This is a genomic window from Synechococcus sp. MIT S9451 (assembly GCF_047304725.1).
GTDB lineage: Bacteria > Cyanobacteriota > Cyanobacteriia > PCC-6307 > Cyanobiaceae > Synechococcus_C.
Genome location: NZ_CP138971.1, coordinates 418572 through 440268 on the forward strand (window position 1 = coordinate 418572; position 21697 = coordinate 440268).

Annotated in this window: 17 protein-coding genes, 2 tRNA genes and 3 rRNA genes; 10 read left to right on the plus strand and 12 right to left on the minus strand. The window is 57.8% G+C overall.

The features are described from left to right. Positions 1 to 67: 67 nt before the first annotated feature. Both SIB72_RS02360 and SIB72_RS02365 read left to right on the plus strand, forming a co-directional pair. Positions 68 to 1792 (plus strand): ABC-F family ATP-binding cassette domain-containing protein, encoded by a 1725-nt coding sequence (locus SIB72_RS02360; RefSeq protein WP_413744471.1) that lies wholly within the window; start codon positions 68 to 70, stop codon positions 1790 to 1792. 115 nt (positions 1793 to 1907) lie between these two features. After that, positions 1908 to 2087 (plus strand): hypothetical protein, encoded by a 180-nt coding sequence (locus tag SIB72_RS02365; RefSeq protein WP_115118350.1) that lies wholly within the window; start codon positions 1908 to 1910, stop codon positions 2085 to 2087. Here the strand turns inward: SIB72_RS02365 and SIB72_RS02370 are convergent, their stop codons facing one another. Then, positions 2088 to 3218, minus strand: a complete 1131-nt coding sequence (locus SIB72_RS02370) for a trypsin-like peptidase domain-containing protein (RefSeq protein ID WP_413745164.1) — start codon at positions 3216 to 3218, stop codon at positions 2088 to 2090. A gap of 166 nt (positions 3219 to 3384) precedes the next feature. On the opposite strand from SIB72_RS02370, the gene SIB72_RS02375 reads away from it, so the two are divergent. The 8 genes from SIB72_RS02375 (at position 3385) to SIB72_RS02410 (ending at position 9228) form a co-directional block, all read left to right on the plus strand. Beyond that, positions 3385 to 3615, plus strand: coding sequence for a DUF2973 domain-containing protein (locus SIB72_RS02375; protein WP_413744472.1), 231 nt, complete (start codon positions 3385 to 3387; stop codon positions 3613 to 3615). Between the two features lie 60 nt (positions 3616 to 3675). Continuing rightward, the gene (locus SIB72_RS02380) at positions 3676 to 4059 is read left to right on the plus strand and encodes a hypothetical protein (protein ID WP_115017609.1); all 384 of its coding nucleotides are present in this window, start codon (positions 3676 to 3678) and stop codon (positions 4057 to 4059) included. Between the two features lie 227 nt (positions 4060 to 4286). Next, complete coding sequence (hrpB, locus tag SIB72_RS02385) at positions 4287 to 6866, plus strand: ATP-dependent helicase HrpB (RefSeq protein WP_413744473.1); 2580 nt, start codon at positions 4287 to 4289, stop codon at positions 6864 to 6866. Between the two features lie 87 nt (positions 6867 to 6953). Beyond that, complete coding sequence (locus SIB72_RS02390; protein ID WP_115118484.1) at positions 6954 to 7094, plus strand: chlorophyll a/b-binding protein; 141 nt, start codon at positions 6954 to 6956, stop codon at positions 7092 to 7094. A gap of 124 nt (positions 7095 to 7218) precedes the next feature. After that, complete coding sequence (locus SIB72_RS02395) at positions 7219 to 7395, plus strand: hypothetical protein (protein ID WP_170955730.1); 177 nt, start codon at positions 7219 to 7221, stop codon at positions 7393 to 7395. Further along, positions 7385 to 8575, plus strand: a complete 1191-nt coding sequence (gene xseA / locus SIB72_RS02400; RefSeq protein WP_413744474.1) for an exodeoxyribonuclease VII large subunit — start codon at positions 7385 to 7387, stop codon at positions 8573 to 8575. The genes SIB72_RS02395 and xseA overlap by 11 nt, the downstream gene beginning before the upstream one ends. Positions 8576 to 8599: 24 nt before the next feature. Then, positions 8600 to 8872 carry an exodeoxyribonuclease VII small subunit gene (gene xseB / locus SIB72_RS02405; RefSeq protein WP_413744475.1) on the plus strand — a complete coding sequence of 91 codons (273 nt, stop codon included), beginning with the start codon at positions 8600 to 8602 and terminating at the stop codon, positions 8870 to 8872. Beyond that, on the plus strand, positions 8869 to 9228 hold the full coding sequence (locus SIB72_RS02410) for a DUF2834 domain-containing protein (RefSeq protein WP_115118344.1): 360 nt from the start codon (positions 8869 to 8871) through the stop codon (positions 9226 to 9228). Before xseB ends, SIB72_RS02410 begins: the two co-directional genes overlap by 4 nt. Positions 9229 to 9231: 3 nt before the next feature. Here the strand turns inward: SIB72_RS02410 and SIB72_RS02415 are convergent, their stop codons facing one another. From SIB72_RS02415 to SIB72_RS02465, 11 genes are all read right to left on the minus strand, one after another. Further along, positions 9232 to 9594 (minus strand): zinc finger Ran-binding domain-containing protein, encoded by a 363-nt coding sequence (locus tag SIB72_RS02415; protein WP_115118343.1) that lies wholly within the window; start codon positions 9592 to 9594, stop codon positions 9232 to 9234. Positions 9595 to 9611: 17 nt separating this feature from the next. Then, entirely contained in the window at positions 9612 to 10574 is a 963-nt protein-coding gene (locus tag SIB72_RS02420; protein WP_115118342.1) for a YihY/virulence factor BrkB family protein, read from the minus strand. Positions 10575 to 10786: 212 nt separating this feature from the next. Further along, a 5S ribosomal RNA gene (rrf, locus tag SIB72_RS02425) occupies positions 10787 to 10903 on the minus strand. 108 nt (positions 10904 to 11011) lie between these two features. Continuing rightward, a 23S ribosomal RNA gene (locus tag SIB72_RS02430) occupies positions 11012 to 13877 on the minus strand. A gap of 403 nt (positions 13878 to 14280) precedes the next feature. Continuing rightward, positions 14281 to 14353, minus strand: a tRNA-Ala gene (locus SIB72_RS02435). A 9-nt stretch (positions 14354 to 14362) separates the two neighbouring features. Further along, positions 14363 to 14436 (minus strand) — tRNA-Ile (locus tag SIB72_RS02440). A gap of 184 nt (positions 14437 to 14620) precedes the next feature. Beyond that, positions 14621 to 16105: ribosomal RNA gene (locus SIB72_RS02445) — 16S ribosomal RNA — on the minus strand. The 16S, 23S and 5S rRNA genes sit together here with 2 tRNA genes alongside, the layout of an rRNA operon. A 688-nt stretch (positions 16106 to 16793) precedes the next feature. Continuing rightward, on the minus strand, positions 16794 to 17594 hold the full coding sequence (locus SIB72_RS02450; protein WP_413745018.1) for an inositol monophosphatase family protein: 801 nt from the start codon (positions 17592 to 17594) through the stop codon (positions 16794 to 16796). A gap of 6 nt (positions 17595 to 17600) precedes the next feature. Next, a complete protein-coding gene (locus SIB72_RS02455; protein ID WP_413745019.1) occupies positions 17601 to 19289 on the minus strand; it encodes a TolC family protein in 1689 nt (562 codons plus the stop codon). A gap of 111 nt (positions 19290 to 19400) precedes the next feature. After that, entirely contained in the window at positions 19401 to 20798 is a 1398-nt protein-coding gene (locus SIB72_RS02460; protein WP_115121133.1) for a TIGR03279 family radical SAM protein, read from the minus strand. A 19-nt stretch (positions 20799 to 20817) separates the two neighbouring features. Beyond that, a complete protein-coding gene (locus SIB72_RS02465) occupies positions 20818 to 21687 on the minus strand; it encodes an undecaprenyl-diphosphate phosphatase (RefSeq protein WP_413744476.1) in 870 nt (289 codons plus the stop codon). Between the last annotated feature and the right edge of the window lie 10 nt (positions 21688 to 21697).

A 21697-nucleotide genomic window follows, 5' to 3' on the forward strand; every position in this document is an offset into this window, starting at 1 on the left:
TTCTCGGCTTCCCAGTCTGCATCGCACCCCCCGCACGGGATGATGAGAACCGCCTGCCCCCTTCCCTGTGCTGAGACTGGAGCGCGTCAGCAAGATCTATCCCACTGGGGAGGTGCTGCGTGATGTGACCTGGGAGGTCAAGGCCGGCGACCGGATTGGCCTGGTTGGCGTCAACGGCGCTGGGAAATCCACACAGCTGCGACTGATCGCTGGGCTGGAAGAACCCTCATCCGGACAAGTCGTCCGCCAAGGGGAACCCCGGATCGCCTACCTCCAACAGGAATTCGATGTGGACCTCAAGCGCACAGTGCGCGAGGAACTGTTCCAGGCTTTCGGCGAGGCTGCAGCCGTCCTCAATCGCCAGCGCGAGGTGGAAACAGCGATGGGATCGCAGCAGGCCCAAGACGATCCTGAGCAACTTGACCAGCTGATCCACGAGCTCGGCCGGCTGCAGGCGCGCTTCGAAGGCCTGCACGGCTATGAGCTGGAGGCGCGCATCGACAAACTTCTGCCCACAATCGGCTTCACCCCGGAGGGTGCCGAACGCACCGTGGCCGACTACTCAGGCGGCTGGCAAATGCGCATCGCCCTGGGGAAGATCCTGCTTCAGGACCCAGACCTACTGCTTCTCGACGAACCCACCAACCACCTGGATGTGGAAACAATCCAATGGCTGGAGGGTTACCTCACCGAACAGACGGCGGCCCTTGTGGTCATCAGCCACGACCGCACCTTCCTCGACCGGATCTGCAATCAGATCGTGAGCACAGAGCGAGGGATCTCACGTTCCTACCTCGGCAATTACACCGCCCACCTCGAACAGAAAGCACAGGAACTGGAAGCAACGCAGGCCGCCTACGACCGACAACAAAAAGAGCTCGCCACCCAACAGGCCTATATCGACCGCTTCAGAGCTAGCGCCACCCGCAGCACCCAGGCCAAAAGTCGTGAAAAGCAGCTTGAGAAGGTTGCACTCGTGGATGCACCAATCGAAAGCATCAGTGGCCCCAGCTTTCAATTTCCCGCTGCGCCTCGCTCCGGCCGAGAGGTTGCTCGCATTGACAATCTCACCCATTCCTACGGAGATCACATCCTTTTTTTGGGGGCAGAACTGGAAATAGAGCGAGGTGACCGCATCGCCTTCGTGGGCCCCAACGGGGCCGGCAAATCCACGCTGCTGCGCCTGGTGATGGGACTGGAGAGACCCGATGAAGGCAGTGCAAGGCTCGGCGAGCACAACATCATTGCCAGTTACTTCGAGCAAAACCAGGCCGAAGCCCTGGACCTGAGCAAAACGGTGATTGACACCTTGTTCGAAGCCGTGCCCGACTGGACTCAGACCCAAGTGCGCTCACTGCTGGGCAGCTTCTGCTTCAGCAACGACAGCGTCTTCAAGGAGGTAGGGCAACTCAGCGGGGGCGAAAAAGCACGCCTAGCCCTGGCGTTGATGCTGCTCAGCCCCTGCAACCTGCTGGTGCTTGACGAACCCACCAACCACCTGGATATTCCAGCCAAGCAGATGCTGGAGTCGGCTCTTTGCGACTACGAAGGGGCAGCGCTTCTCGTCTCGCACGACCGCTATTTCATCTCCCGTGTCGCCAATCGGATTGTTGAACTGCGCGATGGCGAGCTCATCCTCTATCGCGGCGATTACGACTACTACCTCCAGAAGAAAGACGAGGAAGCTGCGCAGGCCAAGCAAGCCCAAGCTGCTGCTGATCGAGACGCCAAACGCAAAGCCAATCAGCAAAAACAGAAGCAGAAACAGGCGAAACGCAAAAAGGGCCAGTAACAGAGAATCTGGCCAACGCAAGACGAAACTTCATGCTTGGTTAGGCAGGAAGACTTATTTCGCTTTACCCACAGGTTTTGTGTACATAGGCTGATTTCATTGTTCGAGGCCTGTCATGACAAGCATCCAGCCCAACCATGACGGCCTGAACAACCGCGGCAGCGACGCCGATCAGCAGCATGAGAACACATGGGACTCCGTGGAGACCTATTTCCAGTGCATCACCACTTGCTCCCTTGATGACGGGGAATGCATCACCCGCTGCGTGGACCAATTACGCGATTCTGACGCCTGATCAAGGTTGCAGGCCGCTCATCTCGACCGGCGTCATCGTCACCTGAAGGGCCTGACCATCACGGTCGACAACCAGATTCAACGGCCGATCCACGCCATGGCGGTCCACCGCCGTGACGACATCAGCGGGTCCACTGACCCGTGATCCGCCGATCGAAACGATCACATCCCCCAACTGCAGGCCAGCCTGGGCAGCAGGCCCAGCAGGCACCAACGATCGGACCACAGCGCCTAGCGGAGCAGGAGCACCGGGTTGCGGTGAGGGCACCGAGGACAAGCCGATCCCCACCATCGGATGACTGGCGCGCCCAGTGCTGACCAACTGGCCGGCAATGGTGCGAGCCCGATTGATCGGAATGGCGAAGCCGAGGCCAGCGCCTGGACCAGAGCGGACCAGGGTGTTGATCCCAACCACTTCACCCGCTGCATTGAGCAGGGGGCCACCGGAATTACCGGGATTAATGGCGGCATCCGTCTGAATCAGATCTAAGCGCTTTCCGGAAATTCCCAGCTGGGACACATTGCGATTGAGGTTGCTAATGATGCCGAGCGTCACGGTGTTCTCAAGACCAAAAGGATTGCCAACAGCGATCGCCCAGTCTCCGACCAGCAATTGATCAGAGTCTCCAAGAGGAGCGATGGGCCAGGGGCCCTCCTGATCAAGACGCACGACTGCCAGATCAGTGAGGCTGTCTTGTCCGAGCACTTGGCCGGACACCCGACGACCATCGGGGAGGCCCACGATCACTTGGTCGGTGTTCTCGACCACGTGAGCATTGGTGAGGACAAGCCCTGACGCATCAAAGATCACGCCACTTCCCTGGCCCCTCTCAACGCGAGACCGCGGCACAGCAGATCCCTGAAGGCCGAAAAAACGCCGGAAGAAAGGATCCATCAGCAGCCCCTGTGGCAGGCCGGGGATCCCACCGCCGGTTTGCACGGTCCGCTGGGTTTCCAGGGTGACAACGGCAGGCCCGCTGCGCTTGACCGCCTCCGCCACAAACGATCTTGGGGCAATCAGAGCCTGAGCGGCCGAGCGCGCCAGCACTGGAGAGGGAGTCGCCAATGGGAGCAGAGGTATCGCCAGGGCGGCAGCAGAGACGATCACCGGCAAGGAACGGAGTCCCGTCATGAGCGACAACTCAGTGGACACGATCGACTGACGGTAGAAGGGATGTAGACGAAGATCCGCGAGCTTCGACGCCGCAGACGTGACCGGATGCGACCAGAACGGCGATGATTGAGACACGCCCCGATCCCAGTCCTCAGCCTCGGACAGCTCGCCTCGACTCTTCACCATGCTGAACAGCCTGTTTCCCCTGATCTACGGCACCGTTTTTGTGCTGCTGCTTTGGCAGGCCTTCAAGGTGATGGGCCAAGGCTTCAAGGCTGCCAACCCTGATAAGGATCGAACCGGGAAGGTCACGGTGCATCCCGAGTTGCTCGACCAAGACGGTCGCCTCACTGACGAAGATCTGCTGACGGTGCGATTCAGCGGCGACCAAGAGCCCTCAGAGAACGCCGACTGAATAAGGTTGGTGCAAAGGCTGCCATGAAAGCGCCGATTGGACTCGTAGGGGGACTCCCAGGTGGATCAACGAACACGGATCGTGGCAGCGGTGATCAAATCCGTGAAATTGCCTCCGCGCTTTCGGCTGCACATGCTCAAGGATGACCCCGTGCGCCTTGAGTTGAGCCTCACCCCGTCCTATGGCAAGGAGCCAATCCAGGTGGGCCTAGTGGAATCCCTTGACCTGGTAGCCCGCCGTGACCGCGAAGGCCGCATCCCTCGCGACCTCCAGGGCACCTGGGACTGGACAGTGCGCCACGGTCAAGTGAGCACCGGAGGCTGGAACCCTTATCTGAAGGAAGCCCTCCAAACAATGTTTGAGACAGGACTCCCAGCCATTGTTTATGAAGAGCTCACTGGCGAGGAATACCACCCCGTCGATGGCGCTCGCCACGTGCGCTAAGCCCTAGGAAGACACCCACGCCACCCAATCCTGTGAAGGCGTGCGAATGACTACGGCACACCGCATCCAGACAAAGTAGACAGAAGGAGTACGGCCCTTAAGGTTTTCTTTATGGCCACGCTCAAAGCCTCTCTCGGTCCTCTTGTGCGGCTGCTGGCCGCCCTCGGTGCCGTCAGCAGCCTGCTGCTCGTCGGCCTGCTCAATCTCTTCAGCTGACTGCAAACCCGTTGCCTCACGCCCCATCGGGTTCGTTCCCAATTGACTCCCTGCTGCCGGAGCTACGTCAGCACCTGAGTCCAGGCTCCATTGTTCTTCTGCAGGCCCCCCCGGGAGCCGGCAAAACCACACGGGCACCCCTGGCCCTGCTCGGATGCTGGCCGAACCTGCCCCCGATCAAGGGCAAGCTGCTCATGCTTGAGCCGCGGCGACTCGCCACCAAGGCGGCAGCCACTCGCTTGGCGGATCAACTGAACGAGCCATTGGGAGAGCAGGTCGGCTACGCCGTACGCCACGAACAGCAGCGCAGCAGCCGAACTCGCCTCGAGGTGATCACCTCAGGGCTGTTTCTACGTCGTCTGCAATCCGACCCGGAGCTGGAGGGCATCGGTTGCGTGATCTTCGACGAATTCCACGAACGGGGACGCGACAGCGACCTAGCCCTGGCTCTGGTGCGGGACACGCAAGCCCTGGTGCGTCCTGACCTCTCGCTGCTGCTGATGTCAGCGACGCTGGACCTCAGCGACCTGCAAGCGCGATTACCGAAGGCCACCGTCCTCACGAGCCAAGGGCGCGCCTATCCGGTGGAGACCCACCACCTTCCGCCCCGCCCCGATGAACAGCTCAACCGCACGGTGCTCCGAGCCATCGAAAAGCATGGCCTCGACCTGGGAGACCCTGACTCTCCTCCCACCCTGCTGGTGTTTCTGCCTGGCCTCAGGGAGCTTGAGCGCTGCCGAGAGCAACTCACCAAAGCCCCTTCCCTTGAGGGTTGGGAGATCTGCTGCCTCCACGGTCAGCAGCCCCTGGCAAGCCAAGGCCAAGTGCTGCGCCCCTGCCGCCGCGATGTCGATGGTCGGGTGGTGCTTGCCACGGCAATCGCGGAGAGCTCTCTCACGATCGACGGCGTCCGTCTCGTGATCGACAGCGGCCTCAGCCGCCACAGCCAATACTCCCCAGGCAGTGGCATGGCAGGACTGATCACCGTGCCCTCCAGTGTGGCCAGTGCTGACCAACGCCGAGGCAGGGCCGGGCGTCAGGGCCCTGGCCACTGCATCCGCCTCTGGTCGCAGGCAGAACAACAGCGCAGACCGCGCCATGATCTTCCCGAACTCCTGAGAAGTGACCCACAACCCCTAGTCCTCGACCTGGCAGCTTGGGGCTCCGGGCTGGGGGATGGACTGCATTGGCTCGACCCGCCACCACGCCCAGCCCTTTTGGAGGGGCAGCAACAACTGCAGGCTCAAGGAGCCCTAACAGCCTCCGGTAACCTCAATGCGGCAGGCCGTCAACTCGCCCAACTCGGCGCCCACCCACGCTTGGCGATGATTCTGCTTCAAGCCCGCGCCTGGGGGTGCAGCACGCTTGGCGCTGACCTCGCCGCACTCCTAAGCGAGCGCGACCCTCTCAACCCGCGGGAGCACGGGGTCGACCTCGGGGCCCGCCTACAGCTGCTGGGAGAACGCAAAGGAGAACGCGTCGGCGCCATCCGCCGGCTCAGCAAGCAACTGCAGCAACAGGTCAAAGCACTTCCGGAGTTGCCCGAGACCGAGCTGCCGGGCTGGGCCAGCGCCCCCTCCAGTCAAGACGGAGACGAGGCCATCGCCGCCAGCCTGATCGCGGCAGCATTTCCAGAGTGGCTGGCTCTCCAACGCGCGCAACAACCGGGTCGCTACCAATTGCGTCAGGGACGAGGGGCACTCCTGCATCCACAGGACCCCCTGGTCGGCCAGGAGGCACTGGCCGTGGCTCGCCTTGATCTAGGCCACAGCAATGCCCAGATCCAACTGGCCCTGCCCCTAGCGAAAGCCTGGTTAGTGGAGCGAGCTGAACTGGAAGGGGATTGGCAGACGACTGTGTTCTGGGATGAGGCCAACGGCAGCGTCCGCGCCCAAAGCACCCTGCTGCTCGGAGGTCTGAGACTGCAGACCAAAACGCGACCGAAACCATCTCCCGAGGCCGCCTGCCAACTCTTGCTCGAATGCATCAAGGAGCAGGGGCTGAACCTTCTGCCCTGGGGAGAGGCCAGCAAACAGCTGCGGGCCCGCCTACAGCTGCTCCACCTTCAGCGCGGAGAGCCCTGGCCCTGCAGAGATGTCGACCATCTGCGCCAGGCACCCGAAACATGGCTGAGCAGTGCACTGATGGGCTGCATGGCCTGGCGTGATCTTCAAGAAGACGGGCTGATCGAGGCGCTCTGGGGCGGGCTGGACTGGAGTGAACGACAACGCGTGGATCGCCTCCTGCCAACCACAGTGATGATCCCCTCCGGCCGCGCAGCGCGCCTGCGCTATACCGATCAAGAGGTGGTGCTGTCCGTGAAACTGCAGGAAATGTTCGGCTGCGATCAAGGGCCCCATCTGCTCGATCACGCCCTGCCCGTCACCATCGAGCTGCTCTCCCCAGCCGGTCGCCCCCTACAACGAACCCAGGATTTAGCAGGGTTCTGGCAAGGCAGCTATCAAGACGTCCGTCGCGAAATGAGGGGGCGGTATCCGAAACATCCCTGGCCCGACGACCCCCGCACAAGCGCGGCGACGGCCATGACCAAAGCGAGACTGCATCGCGACGGAGGCAAGCCCAGGCCATGAATTAAGCGACCCCCAAACGACTCATCGCCACCTCGTCAAGCGATCTCAATTTTTTGTTACCTTTAGCAAGTCTTGGAGCTGCCACTCATGTCTGACAACACTCGCTTTGGTTTCGTCAACTTTGCTGAAACCTGGAACGGACGTCTAGCCATGATGGGTTTCGTCATCGGCCTTGGCACCGAACTGCTCACCGGTCAGGGAATTCTGACCCAGATCGGCCTGGGCTAATCACCAGGACAGCTCAGCCACTCAGCCCATCTGAGTCGCCCAACCCCGCCAAGCCAAGGTGGGGTCTTTTTATGCCAAGGAACCGACCGCGCTGCGCGAGAGTATCGCCATCCGCCCACTGGCCTTGTCCCGACTTTTTGTCGATAACCGCCGTGACGGCGCTCGGTTGATCAGCAGTGCTTTGGTGCTGTTCACCATCAGCGCCACCCAGATCCTTCAACCCTGGGGATTGCTCCTCACCCTGTTCTTCGCCGTGCTGTGTCTCTACTGGGGCATGGCCTATCGACGCCTTGACCGCTGACGCACCCCCGACCTATTCCGTTCAGGAACTCAACGGCGCCATCGGCTCTCTACTGGAACGCGGTTTTGCTCCTCGTTTTCTGGTGCAAGCCACAGCCTCCCGTCCCCAGGTCAAAAAAGGCCACCTCTGGCTGACCCTCACCGACGGTGAGGCAAGCATTACGGCAGTGGCCTGGGCCTCCAAACTCAAGCAACTCAACTACGTCCCTGCCGATGGCGAAGGGGTCACCGTGGTTGGCAAGCTCAATTTCTGGGCAGCGCGCGCCAGCCTCGCGGTGCAAGTCCTGGATATGCGTCCGAGTCTGAGCACGGTGCTCCGCCGTTTCGAGGCCGTCCGTTCGCTCCTGGAAAGCGAAGGGGTGATCGATCCCAACCGGCGGCGGCCTCTACCCCAAAGCCCCCAGCGCGTGGCGGTGCTCACCAGTGTTCCCAGCTCGGCCCTCGCCGACATCCTGCGAACCGCCAGGGAACGTTGGCCCCTAACCGAATTGGTTGTGATGGCCATTCCTGTTCAGGGAGACGTCGCGGATCGCATCAAGGCTGCTCTCCAGCAGCTGCGCAATGCATCAGCAGGCCTACAACCAGACGCCCTGGTTCTTGCACGCGGAGGCGGCAGTCGAGAAGACCTGATGGTGTTCGACGATGAAGGGCTCTGTCGCAGCCTGGCCAGCTTCCCCGTACCAGTGGTGACCGGGATCGGCCATGAAGACGATCTCACCGTCGCAGACCTCGTGGCGGATCACCGCGCCGCAACACCCACAGCCGCCATGGTGGCTCTGCTGCCCTCGCGGGACACAGCCCAGCTACAGATCAGTGAACGAAGACGGCAACTCACCAACCATCGCAGCTGGTGGACGGAACGACAGCGACAGCGTCTTGCTGAACGCCAGCAAAGCTGGCAGGAACTCAGCCTTCCCAGCGTTCTGATCCAGCGTCGCAGCCAACTGGAGCAGCGCAAGCAACTGTTGCAGGCCCTGTCTCCCCAGCGCTGGCTGGCCCGCGGGTTTGCCATCCTCGAATCACCGAGCGGCGCCGTCATTCGCAGTGTCAACGCTGTAGAGGCCGAGCAAGAGCTGGTTGTTCGACTCAGTGACGGCTCGATTCGGGTGAAAGCGCAAAGCACAGAATGCGATCCGCAGTCAGTGCCAGACGTCGCGCCGAGCGACTCTTTGACCCCCTAGCGTTAAGCCAGAGACGCCACTCTCATGGGCCCGAGGACAACCAAAGACCCGTTGAAACAATGGCGGAAGGATGCGGAGGCCCTCAGCTACGAGGAAGCTCTACAGGCCGCGGATCTCCTCCTGAATCAACTGCAGAACGACAGCATCCCCCTGGCGGAACTTCAGCAGACCTATCAACGAGGCCAGATCTATCTCGACCGCTGCGAGAGGCTTCTGGAGGAGGTGGAGCAAACGGTGCTTCAGCTCGATCCAAAGACCATGAAAACAGCACCCCTTGATGCCGGTGGCACTCGATGACGAAAGGACTGCGATGGGTCTATCTACTCCTGGCGCTACTGGGGGCTGTTGCTCCCTGGCAAGCCAACCTTGAATTCATCCAGGCCAGCGGAGGCAACGGCTTTGACATCCAGCAATTCATTGCTGATGCAAACATCAATCCTGCAGCCCGCTCCCTCAGTCGTGATCTTCTGATCGGCGCTTCAAGCATCACCATCTGGATCGTTGCAGAAGCGAAAAGGCTGAAGGTGAAACGCTGGTGGATTGCCCTGATCGCCAGTTTCAGCATCTCCTTTGCCTGCGGGGCACCGCTGTTCCTGTTCCTGCGGGAATGCCGGCTGGCTGAACTGCAGCAACAGGAACAGGAAACGGCCTAACCGTCAGTCCACATCCTCAGCGCTGATGTCGATGGTGGCCGAACTTGCCGGCACAGACACCTCTTGTGTTCGTTGTGTCGAGGCTCCATCCGCAGGCGTGCCTCCTGAGCCAGAAGGCAGTTCGGTGCCGCACATCTGACAGACCACAGCAGGGGCAAAGTTCACGGTGCCGCAGGCAGGGCAGGTGCGCATCCGACTCTGCATCAACTTCCAGCCGATCCAACCAACCCCACCCAGCACGAACGGCAAGGCAAGCATCAAAAGCACAAACCCGCCGGCAAGATCAAGCAAGACCCGCCCGGCTGCCGTCGGCAGCAGCACCAGCGCCAACAATGCGATCCAAACCAGGGGAATCGGAGAACGCAAGGGATCAACGGCTCAGATCAGACTTCAGTGTCGCCGATTCCTGCGGGCACAGAGGCCAACCTCACGTGCGGATCTCCGCTTCTGCGCAATCGCCCTTTGGCCATCTCCACACTCCAGCACTGTCCGAAATAGATCACCACACCGATCATCCAGACCCAAAGCGTCAGTACCAACACACTGCCGATCACGCCATACGCCTGGAAGCGAGATCCAAGCGAAAGAATACTGCGACTCACGGCCAGGTTGAGCACCGTCAACAACACACCAATCAAGACAGCACCTGGAATTAACGGCCGGATCGGAACACGACGGCTGGGCAGCAAAAACTGCAGCAAGAGCGCCATTCCCGCAAATCCAAGACAAGGAATCAAAAAGCGACCGAATGTCAAGACAGGGACATAGCGCAAAACTCCTTCGAGCCAGGGAACAGATTGCACGAACTCAGCTAAAGCCGCCGCTGGGATCATGCGCAGATTCGCACTAATCTGATCAACCACAATCAGTAAACCAATTAACAACACCACAACAAACGCCTCAAGGCGCACTTTGATGAAAAACCATACCTGTTGCCGCCAAGGACGATCATCCTGCTGCTGAGGCAAAACACCTTGCCAAATACGATCAGCACCGCGCTGCAAAGTGAGATAAACGTTGGTTGCCGTTACCAACAAGACACCAGCACCTAGCAAACCAGCACCAACACCCTGACGCATGAGCTTATCCAGCGTTTCCTGGACAAGAGCAACAACGGAAGGGGGGAAAATGCCAGCCGTGTAATCAACAATTTGCTCAGCAAGCCCAGCCTGGCGGCCAAGCAACCAAGAGGCAATCGAAAGAACAATCAGCAGCAGCGGGAAGATCGATTGCAGGGTGTAATAGGCAAATGCCGCACTGAGATCCACACAGTCATAACGACACCAACGCGCATAGGCCCGCCAGAGTGAGCCCAGCAATCGTTTCCATCTGGATCGTCGACTCATTCAGACAACTTTTGCCATAGCAAACGCTAGCAACATGAAGCAACTTCTTTCGCTCAGGGAGAAGACGCCAGGCGATGCGCCGCCGTTGCGCGGCCATCGCCTTGACTGAAAGCACAAAAAAAGCCGCCCCATCAGGAGCGGCTTCGGTTGAGGATGATTGCAGGCATTGCTCAACAATGCACAAGCAATCATCAGAAAAAGAGAATTGTTTTACCTGGCATCGAGCTATTTTCTCAGGGGGCTACCCCCCAAATATCGTCGCCGCTGCTGCGTTTCACAACCGAGTTCGAGATGGATCGGAGTGGGACCACAGCGCCATGGACACCAGGATAGTTTCAATTCTCAAGGGGTGAACCCTGAGAACTGCATAGGTTCTCATAGCTTGCGCTATGTCATCTGAATTGAATAAAACTTGTCTCTTAGGCAAGAACCAAATGTTGGTCAAGCCCTCGGTCTATTAGTACTCCTCCGCTGCATCCATTACTGGACTTCCACGTAGAGCCTATCAACGGGTGTTCTTCCCGTGACCTTACTGGGTTACCCCATGGGAATACTCATCTTGAGGTGGGCTTCCCACTTAGATGCTTTCAGCGGTTATCCACTCCGCACATGGCTACCCAGCGTTTACCGTTGGCACGATAACTGGTACACCAGAGGTGCGTTCCTCCCGGTCCTCTCGTACTAGGGAGAAATCCTCTCAATATTCCTACGCATACACCGGATATGGACCGAACTGTCTCACGACGTTCTGAACCCAGCTCGCGTACCGCTTTAATGGGCGAACAGCCCAACCCTTGGGACCGACTTCAGCCCCAGGTTGCGATGAGCCGACATCGAGGTGCCAAACCTCCCCGTCGATGTGAACTCTTGGGGGAGATCAGCCTGTTATCCCTAGAGTAACTTTTATCCGTTGAGCGACGGCCCTTCCACTCAGAACCGTCGGATCACTAAAGCCGACTTTCGTCCCTGTTCGACTTGTAGGTCTCACAGTCAAGCTTCCTTCTGCTTTTGCACTCGTCAGCTGATTTCCAACCAGCCTGAGGAAACCTTTGCGCGCCTCCGTTACCTTTTAGGAGGCGACCGCCCCAGTCAAACTGCCCACCTGATACTGTCCGCTCCCCGGATAACGGGTGAACGTTAGAACCCTAGCTCTGAAAGAGTGGTATCTCACCATTGACTCCCTAGTACCCACGAGCACTAGATCAACGTCTCCCACCTATCCTGCGCATTCAGAGCCCGGGCACAATACCAAGCTACAGTAAAGCTTCATAGGGTCTTTCTGTCCGGGTGTATGTAGTCCGCATCTTCACAGACAATTCTATTTCGCCGAGCCTCTCTCCGAGACAGCTCCCAGATCGTTACGCCTTTCGTGCGGGTCGGAACTTACCCGACAAGGAATTTCGCTACCTTAGGACCGTTATAGTTACGGCCGCCGTTCACCGGGGCTTCAGTCGCCAGCTTCGCTTACGCTGACCGGCTTCCTTAACCTTCCGGCACTGGGCAGGCGTCAGCCCCCATACATCGTCTTGCGACTTAGCGGAGACCTGTGTTTTTGGTAAACAGTCGCCTGGGACTCTTCACTGCGACCAGCTCTCGCTGGCACCCCTTCTCCCGAAGTTACGGGGCCATTTTGCCGAGTTCCTTAGAGAGAGTTACCTCGCGCACCTCGGTATTCTCTACCACCCCACCTGTGTCGGTTTCGGGTACTGGCAGTTATGCCTTAACGGGTATAGAGCTTTTCTTGGAAGCATGACATCACCAACTTCGCTGCCGTAGCAGCTCGTACTCACGCCTCAGCTCGGAACGTTTTCGCCGCTCCTCATAGCCTCGAACGCTTGAACCAGTAACCAACATCTGGCTTGGCTAGCCTTCTCCGTCCCTCTTCCCAAAACATAACCGGTACAGGAATGTTGACCTGTTATCCATCGACTACGCCTTTCGGCCTCGCCTTAGGTCCAGACTAACCCTCCGCGGACGAGCCTGCCGGAGGAACCCTTAGGGTTTCGGTGCATGGGATTCTCACCCATGTTTTCGCTACTCAAGCCGACATTCTCACTTCTATGCAGTCCACGCCCGCTCACGCTAACGCTTCACCCCACATAGAACGCTCCCCTACCATAAATCCGCAGCTTCGGTACAACACTTAGCCCCGTTCATTTTCGGCGCAGGATCGCTCGACCAGTGAGCTATTACGCACTCCTTTGAGGATGGCTGCTTCTAGGCAAACCTCCTGGTTGTCTGGGCAATCCCACCTCCTTTATCACTTAGTGTTGATTTGGGGACCTTAGCTGGCGGTCTGGGCTGTTTCCCTCTCGACCATGGAGCTTATCCCCCACAGTCTGACTGCCTCGCTACACACAGGGTATTCAGAGTTCATCTCGATTTGGTACCGCTCTCGCAGCCCGCACCGAAATGGTGGCTTTACCCCCCTGCTGGAGCACGAGACGCTACGCCTCAACGTATTTCGGGGAGAACCAGCTAGCTCCGGGTTCGATTGGCATTTCACCCCTAACCACAGCTCATCCGCTGATTTTTCAACATCAGTCGGTTCGGACCTCCACTTGGTATCACCCAAGCTTCATCCTGGCCATGGTTAGATCACCCGGGTTCGGGTCTATAAACACTGACAAACGCCCTATTCAGACTCGCTTTCGCTATGGCTCCACCATTTCCGGTTTAACCCGCCAGTGCCTATAAGTCGCCGGCTCATTCTTCAACAGGCACACGGTCACCCGATTAGTCGGGCTCCCATTGCTTGTAGGCTCACGGTTTCATGTTCTATTTCACTCCCCTCCCGGGGTTCTTTTCACCTTTCCCTCGCGGTACTGTTTCGCTATCGGTCACACAGGAGTACTTAGCCTTACGAGGTGGTCCTCGCAGATTCACACGGAATTTCACGTGCTCCGTGCTACTCGGGATACAGCTAGGTCAGTTCAGTTTTCGTGTACGGGACTTTCACCCTCTGTGGTGTGCCATTCAAACACTTCCACTAACATCCCTTTTCCACATTGCTGTCCCACAACCCCGATGGTCGAAACCATCGGTTTAGGCTCTTCCCCGTTCGCTCGCCGCTACTCAGGGAGTCGTTTTTACTTTCCTTTCCTCCAGCTACTAAGATGTTTCAGTTCGCTGGGTTGGCTCGTGCCAGCCTATGGATGCAGCTGGCCGTACTAGGGGTTGCCCCATTCGGAAATTCCCGGATCAAAGCGTGTTTCCAGCTCCCCGAGACTTATCGCAGGTAACCACGTCCTTCATCGCCTCTGTGTGCCAAGGTATCCGCCGTGAGCCCTTTGTAGCTTGACCAATTAATCTCCATCACGCTTACCGTCGTTGAAACGGATTCTTCCCCATTCATTGCTGAATTAAGGAATCAAACTCTTTAGTGCTCGACACACTAAAAAGAACGCCATGGAGTCTCGGCTCTTGCTCAAGAATCAAACATCATCCAATTAAGAATGATGCATCCATGAGATGCTTTATTCTTTCCAGACTTCACCTATGCAGTTGTCAAGGTTCTGCTAGACATCAAACTTGGCTGATGATCTCTCACCAGCCAAACTCGAGCCCAGCATCTTATCAACCAAATCAAGAAAATCTTTCCTTGCTTTGGAATGACAGGAAGCTGGGGTCATCCAGCGGACACATCTAAATCACACTCCATCCGAGCTCATACTCCAATCTTGGAGATGGGGATTGAGTCGGTCAGTGGAGGTTAGGAGACTCGAACTCCTGACATCCTGCTTGCAAAGCAGGCGCTCTACCAACTGAGCTAAACCCCCAACACCGAATGGGCCATCCTGGACTTGAACCAGGGACCTCACCCTTATCAGGGGTGCGCTCTAACCACCTGAGCTAATGGCCCAGGAGTCTCATCCCTTATGGGGTGTGACCTAGACAAAGTTTAGGAACTAAGAATCTCCATGACTCTCTTCAACATCGCTGCTGAATTAGTCACTTCAAAGCTGAGGTACCGATCGACCTAAGGTGACAGGATTTCGGCCTAAGAATAAAATACTCAGACATCAAAATCGTTGTTTGTCTCCCTGTTAGGAGGTGATCCAGCCGCACCTTCCGGTACGGCTACCTTGTTACGACTTCACCCCAGTCATCAGCCCCACCTTCGACGTCCTCCTCCACAAGGGTTGGAGTAACGGCTTCGGGCGTGGCCAACTTCCATGGTGTGACGGGCGGTGTGTACAAGGCCCGGGAACGTATTCACCGCAGTATGCTGACCTGCGATTACTAGCGATTCCTCCTTCACGTAGGCGAGTTGCAGCCTACGATCTGAACTGAGCCACGGTTTATGGGATTTGCTAGCTCTCGCGAGTTTGCTGCCCTTTGTCCGTAGCATTGTAGTACGTGTGTAGCCCAGGATGTAAGGGGCATGATGACTTGACGTCATCCACACCTTCCTCCGGTTTATCACCGGCGGTCTCTCTAGAGTGCCCAACTAAATGCTGGCAACTAAAGACGTGGGTTGCGCTCGTTGCGGGACTTAACCCAACATCTCACGACACGAGCTGACGACAGCCATGCACCACCTGTCACTGCGTTCCCGAAGGCACTCTCCCGTTTCCAGGAGATTCGCAGGATGTCAAACCCTGGTAAGGTTCTTCGCGTTGCATCGAATTAAACCACATACTCCACCGCTTGTGCGGGCCCCCGTCAATTCCTTTGAGTTTCACACTTGCGTGCGTACTCCCCAGGCGGAACACTTAACGCGTTGGCTACGACACCGGAGGGGTCGATTCCCCCGACACCTAGTGTTCATCGTTTACGGCCAGGACTACAGGGGTATCTAATCCCTTTCGCTCCCCTGGCTTTCGTCCATGAGCGTCAGTGATGGCCCAGCAGAGCGCCTTCGCCACTGGTGTTCTTCCCGATATCTACGCATTTCACCGCTACACCGGGAATTCCCTCTGCCCCTACCACACTCTAGCCCAACAGTTTCCACTGCCATGATGGAGTTAAGCTCCACTTTTTAACAGCAGACTTTTTGGGCCGCCTGCGGACGCTTTACGCCCAATAATTCCGGATAACGCTTGCCACTCCCGTATTACCGCGGCTGCTGGCACGGAATTAGCCGTGGCTTATTCCTCAAGTACCGTCAGATCTTCTTCCTTGAGAAAAGAGGTTTACAGCCCAGAGGCCTTCATCCCTCACGCGGCGTTGCTCCGTCAGGCTTTCGCCCATTGCGGAAAATTCCCCACTGCTGCCTCCCGTAGGAGTCTGGGCCGTGTCTCAGTCCCAGTGTGGCTGATCATCCTCTCAGACCAGCTACTGATCGATGCCTTGGTGAGCTCTTACCTCACCAACAAGCTAATCAGACGCGAGCTCATCCTCAGGCGAAATTCATTTCACCTCTCGGCATATGGGGTATTAGCAGCCGTTTCCAGCTGTTGTCCCCCTCCTGAGGGCAGATTCTCACGCGTTACTCACCCGTCCGCCACTAACCCGAAGGTTCGTTCGACTTGCATGTGTTAAGCACGCCGCCAGCGTTCATCCTGAGCCAGGATCAAACTCTCCGTTGTAGATCAATTCCTTTTGATGGCTTTCACTATCTCAAATTGATTTGCATCACCCACATCTCAGCTTCTGCTGGTTGCAGTTGAAGCCTCCTTTCAGCTGACACAGAAAGGGTTCTTAAGAGTGCACTTAGAATCTCTCCTTCGTGACTTTCCAGGATCTCAGATCCGGTCGTTGCTCCACATTGCGCACACCGACAACCTCAAGGCTCGTGAAAACCTTGCTGCTGTAAGCGCAATGCTTCTCTGCAACTAAAAAATTGTTGACGGGACCTCACACCTTTATCGCTCTTCATTCAAAACTTCCCCTCAGCTTCGCAGCCTCGGTTCGGCCCTGAACGCGATAAAAGCGTCAGTTCCTAAACTTTTCGATTGTCCAGGTTCTCGCTTCCCTACTCCCTCTCAGGAGTGGTTCAGCGGCGCGGCCTCGTCAGCCGCTTGAAGAACTTACAACACCGTGGGATCGCTCCCTTGACGCTGCCGTAAGCACCACAGACGCCAAAGGCTCTCGCCCTCAGACCTGTGGTCCGCGCGCTCGCCTCTCGGCTCCCGCGCAGTCCAAAACCATAACTCACAACTCACCCAACTCGCAAGCCCTAAGCCTCGGGACCCACACTCAGCCCACAACTGAAAGCCTGAAGGCCTGTGAGGCAGTGGCTTGCCTCACCATCACCCCTCGCAGCGCCCTGCCCGATCACTGCAGTAAGGCCTGGCCCCATTCATGCAAACGTTCGAGCATGTCGTGGTTGCTAGCAACCACGACTGGGAAATCAGCAGACGCCAGATCTTCACCAACAACCAGATCAGATGGCTGTCTATCGAGCCAGATCAAAGGACAACCCAATTCACTCAGCACCAACCAGGCTGCAGCCATATCCCAGATTTTGGGAGTGGCCTCGAGAGCCCCAACGGTCTGCCCCATCGCCACACTGAGCAAATTCAGGCTTGCAACCCCCAGCAGGCGAATCTTGCCCGGAAAACGTCGGTCTGGTCGCTGCTGAAGCACACGAATCGCCCGGCTGCAGAGGGAGATACAGGCACTTCCCGAAGTCGTGCGGGTTTCTGGCGTGAGTCGCTTGCCATTCCTCCATGCCCCCTTACCGCGGATCGCAACGATCCTTTGTCGTAAAGACGGCACATCCAGAAACACCTCAGAAGGTGCACCATCCACCCAGCGGGCCACGGAAATCGCCCAATAAGGGATGCCTGCAGCAAAATTGGTCGTGCCATCCAACGGATCCACCACCCAGTAGGCCTGGCTCGATGGAACCGACTTGGAACCTTCCTCACTCAGCACCCCTTCACCGGGTGCAATCGCTTGCAATCCCTCAAAGATGGCCTGATCACTCCAGCGATCACAGGTGGTGATCAAGGTGCCATCTGGCTTGATATCGGAAACGATATGGCCGAAATCCTGCAACTGGCGCTCAGCCACCCGATCGAGCAGCTGATGCACGGCATTGAGCTGCTGTGAGGTGAGGGCTTCAGCCACGATTGGGAGTCACCCCTCTGAGTTCAAAACAGAAGCTTGGCAGGCTGGCCGACTAGAGGTGGGTTCGATCGGCACGGTGTAATCCTGATCCTCAACCGGTTTGGTGCTGCTGAGACTGACGGATTCACAGGAGATCACTTGATCCAATCCGGTGCGACGGCGCAGCTGGGCCAATGAGGTGTTGTAGGTCGTCACTGCATCGGCATAGCGAACCTCCGCATTGGTGAGGTCACGCTGGGTGTCAACGACTTCCCGTTGCGTCGTGACACCGGCCTGGAAGCGAAGACGAGCCAGTCGCAGTGATTCGCGTGAAGAGAGAACCTCACGAGAGGTGGTGTAAATGTCTTGATTAGCGGTGCGCAGGTCAAAAAAGCTGTCTTCCACTTCCTGACGGATCTTGTCCCGTTCGGAAGCGAAATTGAACTCGCTTTCCTCAGCTTTCTGCTTATTGAGCCGGTATTGGGCGCGGGCACGGCCTCCATCAAAGATGTTCCAGGTGGCATTGAGAGCCACGGTGTTGCTGGCACTCCAGGTGTAATCCGCCATCTTGACCACTTCAACGGCGGTCTGCCCCTGCGTGCGCGAGGTAGAGAAGGTGTTCACCAAGCTCAGGATTGGCTGCACAGCGGCCAAAGCAGCATTGGCGTTGCTGTTGTTGATGGAGATATCAAGGATGAAGCGATCCAGCTCTTCGCGGAAGGCATAGGCAGCAACAATGCTTTCCTGCAAGGACGGCTGCCACACACCTCTGACGCGGGCAGGAGTGGCGGCAGTGGGTGTGACGTCCTGAGGCAGATCAAGAAGAGCTGCTAAGGCCCGACGGGCTTTGTCCTGCTTGCCCAGAGCTTGGCTGAGCAGCTGCTGATCACGGGCCAGCTGTGTTTCAGCCTCGAGAACCTCCAGCTTCGTGGACACACCCGCCTCAAATCGAGCTCTGGCATCACGCAAACTGACGAGCGACACCCGCACCGACTGCTGGCCAATCCGCACCTGCTCATCCTGGCGCTGAAGGTTGAAATACTGGGTTGCGGTGTTGAGGCGCAGCTCTCGCAGCGAGATCAAGTACGTATCACGTGCCTTTTCGTAACTATCTCGTGCTGAGGCGATCTGAGGGACCCGGGCAGGATCAATCAGCTTCCACTCCACCTGAGCCGAGAAGTTAGCCGTCCACTGACCACTGGTCTTATATGGGGTGTAAGGCCGTTTTGTGAGTGCATTCACGGGAGGCTTACCAGTCCTCGGATCGATGCGAAGAGATTCACCTCTCTGAGAACTGAGAAAGTCGGGATTGCGGTATTGATCTCCCGCCAGATATTGGGGGAGGCCATTAGCCGTGAGGTTGACCGTTGGATACCAGGCCGCAATCGCTGCCAGCAACTGCGATTTGGCTTGCTCGACCTGACTGGCCGCCGCCTTCAGGCTGGGATTGTTCACCTCAGTGAGGCGTTGAGCCTGCTCAAGAGTGAGCGGGCGCAGCTCGCGGATCCTCACCTGGGAAGGTTTATCGGGAAGCGCCAGAGAAGGAGGAGCCTTGAGCGGTGAGAGATCTTGGGGCAACTCTGTGGCTGCAGGAGGCAGCACCGAGTCATCTGCCTTAGGTCGTGCCCCTTTGACCTCAGTAGCTGTTGGGAGTGTCGACTGATCCAGCAAAGCCCCCTCTGCGCGCTGATCAGAGGTTGGAGCATCAGCCGCGAGCATGTCCTCGGCCCGGAGTGGAAACCCAATGGAGGCGGTGGCTGTCAACGTGCCGGCAATGAGAAACAAGCGGGCGGCAGTCCGTCTCACATCAATACGCAAGCTGGCCGGAGCTTAGGGGCTTTTCGACTGATCACCGAGGACGACGGTCACGATGTCAGCTGCTCCATGCACGATTCGAATCGGAACAGACAAGCGCTGCTCCAATTCAGCCAACGTCATGTCATCGAGAAACACTGGCTCGCCCTGGCGAAGCATCACCGATGGCAGCAGCAGCTGATCACCGAGGTTGCAACCTTCCAGTCCCTGAATCAGATCCTGACCAGTGAGCAACCCTGTAACGACCTGGTCTTGCCCCCAATAGGGGCTGGGAAGACCATACAAACTGAGCGTGACTCCCTCCACTGCATTCAGACGGGCCGTCACCGGAGCAAGGGCCTGATCCACCAGCCGACCAACGACCCAGCTGCTGTGCAAGGGCTGATCAATACCACTGGGGAGGTCGGCGCTGGCGCCATCGAGCGACTCCAAAAAAGCGCGAATACTGCCCACACCGTTTTCCTGCTGGGGCAAATCCTCGTAGCTTTCCCGTGGGGGCAGCGGCAAACCGGCCATCAGATACCACTCATCTGACAACCAAGCAAAACGACTACCAAGACGCTTCTGAAACTCCAGCTGCAGAGGCTCCACCCGTGCGATCACAGCTCGTGCGTCCTCAGGCGATACCGGCATGAGGCCATCCTGCTCGGGCCGAAAGCGCGTCAGGCCAACAGGCACAACAGCGGCCGAGAGCACAGCCGGCCATTCACCACCCGCGAACGCACCCAGATCCTGAAGAGTGCGTTCAAGCGAGTCACCATCATTAATCCCAGGACAAACCACCACCTGGGCATGAATCTGCAGATCCCTTGCAGCAAACCAACGCACCTGGTCCAACAGCAAACCAGCCCTGGGGTTTTTCAGTAAACGAGCTCTCAACTCAGGTTCAGTGGCATGCACCGAAACGAACAGTGGAGACAGGCGTTGCTGCTCGATCCGCTGCCAGTCGGCATCGGTGAGGTTGGTGAGCGTGAGATAGGAGCCGTAGAGAAAGCTCAGACGGTAGTCGTCGTCCTTTAAATACAGGCTGCTACGCCGGCCTGGCGGTTGCTGATCAATAAAACAGAAAGGGCAAGCGTTATTGCATTGCCGTAGTCCATCAAAAAGCGCCTCGCTGAACTCAAGGCCAAGGCCATCATCGGCATCCTTTTCCAGATCGACTTGATGCAAATCGCCCGCAGCATCTCTCACCTCCAGGCGCAACTCTTCATCAACGCAGAGGTAGCGGTAATCGATCAGATCCCGCGGTCTAATTCCATTGATGCTGAGCAGCTGATCTCCAGGCTCAAACCCCAGCTCCTCACCAATCGAACCAGACTCAACAGCCACAACAATGGCTGGAACCGGTTGACGCGCTGAGGAGTTGTGATCTAGTGCCGCCACAGCAACACCAGCAGAGGGCTCATTCCACACGTGGAAGCAGCTGCTGTACTCAGTTTGATCCTGTTGATCCTGCTGTCATCCACCAGGCCAGAAGCAGCACCCCGAAGAGCAAGCGATACGCAACAAAGATCCAGGTGCTGTGGCGCTGCAGATAACGGATCAACCAGTCAATCGCCAGCCACGACACCACAGCAGCGGAGACAATCCCGACCAGCAATGGCAGAACACCGCCTGAACTGGGATCGGCGAAGGCATCCTTCAGCTCCACGAGACCGGCAATGCTGATGGCCGGGATCCCCAAAAGGAAGGAAAAGCGAGCTGCATCGGCCCGCTGCCATCCATCAAAGAGAGAAGCAGTGAGTGTGCTGCCGGAGCGGGACACACCAGGGATGAGAGCCAGTACCTGGGCCAGACCCACCACGAGGCCATCGCGCCCCTGCACCTGATCCAGATTTTTAATCCGAGGACCCAACTGTTCTGCCAAAGCCAGCAGCAGGGCCATCACGATCGAGACAATCGCAATCGCTGGAACGCTGCGCAAAGGGGATGTGGCGTAACCGGGCCAGAACACCTTGATCAGAAATCCTGCGAACAGGATCGGCAAGGTGCCTACTGCCATCGCCAGTCCGAGCCTGGCCTCTGGTTCCCTCCACTGGCCGCGAGCCACTGCAGCCGTGATTCCCCGCAGCACATTCTTGAGGTCATTGCGGAAGTAAGCAATCACCGCGGCAATACTGCCGAGCTGAATCACGGCGGTGATCGACACACCAGGATCTCCCCATCCCGCCAGCACGGGCACAACCTTGAGATGGGCGGTGCTGCTGATGGGCAAAAACTCCGTCAGTCCTTGCACCACACCAAGAATCAAATTGCGCCAACAGGCTTCAAGCAGCCCGGGTGCCGCCACCACGTCAGTCATTGCAAAAGCC

Bases quoted from the DNA above. Each gene is read 5' to 3' on its own strand.
- SIB72_RS02465 (WP_413744476.1), bottom strand. From the start codon at position 21,687: ATGACTGACGTGGTGGCGGCACCCGGGCTGCTTGAAGCCTGTTGGCGC.
- SIB72_RS02370 (WP_413745164.1), bottom strand. From the start codon at position 3,218: ATGACGGGACTCCGTTCCTTGCCGGTGATCGTCTCTGCTGCCGCCCTG.
- SIB72_RS02455 (WP_413745019.1), bottom strand. From the start codon at position 19,289: ATGCTCGCGGCTGATGCTCCAACCTCTGATCAGCGCGCAGAGGGGGCT.
- SIB72_RS02420 (WP_115118342.1), bottom strand. From the start codon at position 10,574: ATGAGTCGACGATCCAGATGGAAACGATTGCTGGGCTCACTCTGGCGG.
- SIB72_RS02365 (WP_115118350.1), top strand. From the start codon at position 1,908: ATGACAAGCATCCAGCCCAACCATGACGGCCTGAACAACCGCGGCAGC.
- SIB72_RS02375 (WP_413744472.1), top strand. From the start codon at position 3,385: ATGCTGAACAGCCTGTTTCCCCTGATCTACGGCACCGTTTTTGTGCTG.
- xseB (WP_413744475.1), top strand. From the start codon at position 8,600: ATGGGCCCGAGGACAACCAAAGACCCGTTGAAACAATGGCGGAAGGAT.
- SIB72_RS02410 (WP_115118344.1), top strand. From the start codon at position 8,869: ATGACGAAAGGACTGCGATGGGTCTATCTACTCCTGGCGCTACTGGGG.
- SIB72_RS02390 (WP_115118484.1), top strand. From the start codon at position 6,954: ATGTCTGACAACACTCGCTTTGGTTTCGTCAACTTTGCTGAAACCTGG.